The following is a 2,361-nucleotide window of genomic DNA, read 5'->3' on the forward strand; positions in this document are numbered from 1 at the left end:
GACTGGATCGCCGCCAGCCGCCGGGCCATCACCGGCGGGGGGGCCGAGGCGGCACGCTGCACCGGCTGGCGCGGCGTACTGCGCGCCGGGCGCGTGAGCGCCGCCACCCGCGTTCCCTGGCGGTCGGGCAGCAGGTAGCCCTCGGCCGCGAGCAGGTCGTAGACGGCGGTGACGGTGTTGCGCGAGATCGACAGCGCCTCGGCCAGCGCACGCGAGCCCGGCAGGCGGCTGCCCGGTGACAGGTGCGCGCCGAGGATCGCCTGCTTCAGCCGGTCGTGCAGCTGGCGTTGCAGCGACGCCGGGCCGCGCTCGCGCGAGAGCGGTGCATCGAGCAGGGCCTGCGGCACGGGTGGGTTCATCGTGGCACCATGAAAATCAGGATCCGTGGCACTTTTCAAGGTGCCACACCGGCGCTACTGTAGAGCACCCTGACCCCTGAACTTCTCGCAAGGACGATGACGATGAGCTGGCTCACCCCCCTCCGACTGCAAGGCTCGCACGGTTCGCTGGAGCCGCTCTCGCTCGACCATGAGCAGGACCTGATCGCCGCCGTCAGCGATGGCGAGCTGTGGAACCTCTGGTACACCGCGATCCCCGCGCCGCGGGCGATGCGCGCCGAGATCGAGCGCCGCCTCGACCTGCAGCGCAAGGGCTCGATGCTGCCGTTCACGACCCGCGATGCCGCCGGCCGCGTCGTCGGCATGACGACCTTCATGAACATCGATGCGGTGAACCAGCGGGCGGAGATCGGCTCCACGTGGACGGCGGCGAGCGTGCAGCGCAGCGGCTTCAACACCGAGTGCAAGCTGCTGCTGCTGTCGCATGCGTTCGAGAAGGAGGCCATCGCGGTCGAGTTCCGCACCAACTTCTTCAACCAGCAGAGCCGCCGCGCGATCGAGCGCCTGGGCGCCAGGCTCGACGGCATCCTGCGCAGCCACCAGCGCATGCCCAACGGGCTGCTGCGCGACACCTGCGTCTACAGCATCACGCGGGCGGAGTGGCCGGCGGTGCAGGCGCACCTGCAGTGGCAGCTGGACAAGCCGCGCTGAGCGAGTTTCAAGTCCTTGCCGGCGACGTGAACAGCCCTGACGCCGCGTCGACGACCTGCCGCAAGGCCCAGCCGCTGGCAACGGCGCTGAAGGCATCGCTCAGCGGCGCGGCCAGGTCTCTCGGCAGCAGATGCCCACCTGCTTGTCCGATGAAGACGACTGCCCGCCCGGCGGCAAGGTGCAGGCGTTGGTTCTTCTTCAACGTGTTTTCGACCTCGATGGCATCTGCCGCGTTCATCGGCTTCGGACCGATCTCCAGCTCGGTCAGGCTGTGGTTCGTGAGGATCGCACTGACCAACGATCTGGGAATCTCCATCTTCTGGCTGCTCTTGTCGCGGGGCCATCGGGGATTGGACATGGCCAATGTGGTGACGAGGCAGTCCGCGTGGGACAGCAGCCCGGCCAGGATCTGGCAATCCTGTTCCGTGAAGTTGAACGAGTCCAGCTTCATCGATCGCCGTCCGCCGTGTGCGGCCAGGCCTTCCAGGACGGTTGTCTGCTGGGCCGGGTGTGATACCGCGCGGTCCCCGCACAGCTCGACGTGTTCGAGGGTCTTGTTCTTCTTCAGGGCCAGGTGAAGCGCGTTGGCGTTCGCATCGGTGCACCACGAGTTGCTTCCAAGACTCAGGTGCCGCAGCGTGGTGTTTGCGGCCAACGCCTCGCAGAAGGCACCGAATTCATCAGCGCTGGCTTGCTCGGGGTTCTGGTGCACCATCGTCAACCTGCTCAGCGTCGTGGATGCCTCGACGAGTTCGCTGATCGCCTTCAGACCGATCGTTCCCCATGGGTTGCGGCTCAGATCGAGGGTCTGCAGTGTCCCGCCGGACAGAATCGCCGTGGCGATCTTCTGAACGTCGGCCGGTTCGAGCGAACATCCCGCCATGCTCAGGGTCGTGAGGGCGACGCTGTGCCGCAGCATCGATGCAATCGCGTCGCCGGAGCCGGCGCCGCTGTTGCCGCTCAGCGTCAGTGACGTGACCGAGGTGTTGCCCTCCATCGCCTCGCAGAGAGTGGGGATGTTCGGCAAGTCGACGCTGGAGAGATGCAGTCCGCACAGCCGTCCCGTATGGACCATGCTGGCGAGAATGTCGCCTGCAGTCTGGTCCAGCGGCATTCCCGAGAGGTCGAGTTCGGTGCTGGCTGGCGCGTGGCTGCTCGCGAGCCAATGGCGCAGGCATCGCAGATCTTCTTGTTTCAGGCGGTGGTCATCGTCCTTGGGCGCCGACAGGTCGAGAAGTCCCACGTTGTCCGCATACCTCTCGAAACCGGAACCGTCCTCCGCAAGACGGTGTTCGCTGAGCCATGTCAAGGC

The 2,361-nt window shown here is 66.6% G+C and carries 3 protein-coding genes; 1 reads left to right on the top strand and 2 read right to left on the bottom strand.

Annotated features, from left to right (window positions below; genetic code table 11):
• Nucleotides 1-359 (bottom strand): GntR family transcriptional regulator (locus AC1D01_RS30600; protein WP_477873142.1); only part of this gene is annotated, 359 nt, incomplete at its 3' end.
• Nucleotides 360-461: 102 nt separating this feature from the next.
• On the opposite strand from AC1D01_RS30600, the gene AC1D01_RS30605 reads away from it, so the two are divergent.
• Nucleotides 462-1,049, top strand: coding sequence for a GNAT family N-acetyltransferase (locus AC1D01_RS30605; protein WP_477873144.1), 588 nt, complete (start codon nt 462-464; stop codon nt 1,047-1,049).
• Between the two features lie 7 nt (nt 1,050-1,056).
• Here the strand turns inward: AC1D01_RS30605 and AC1D01_RS30610 are convergent.
• Nucleotides 1,057-2,361 (bottom strand): leucine-rich repeat domain-containing protein (locus tag AC1D01_RS30610; protein ID WP_477873146.1); only part of this gene is annotated, 1,305 nt, incomplete at its 5' end.

This window comes from Rhizobacter sp. P3_B12, from assembly GCF_056402895.1.